The sequence below is a fragment of the Thermomonospora catenispora genome, assembly GCF_006363815.1.
GTDB lineage: Bacteria > Actinomycetota > Actinomycetes > Streptosporangiales > Streptosporangiaceae > Thermomonospora > Thermomonospora catenispora.
The window spans coordinates 2,039-2,238 of record NZ_RRYT01000078.1 but is presented as its reverse complement, the minus strand read 5'-3'; positions in this window follow the sequence as shown (position 1 = coordinate 2,238).

The following is a 200-nucleotide window of genomic DNA, read 5'->3' as shown; positions in this document are numbered from 1 at the left end:
GTTACCGAGCGTGTAGAGCAAAGACATGATGTTGAGTCCTTCCAGCGTGAGCCCTGGCAGGCCCTTCTGCAGCCGGAAAACCACCGGATGCAGAAGCGCCGGCCCGGGCCGAGTTCGGGGGTGAGTGTGGCCGGGTCGGACAGGTGCCGGGCGCGCTCGAGGAAGAAGAACGCTTCCTCGTGCGGGCCCGGCAGCTGTCC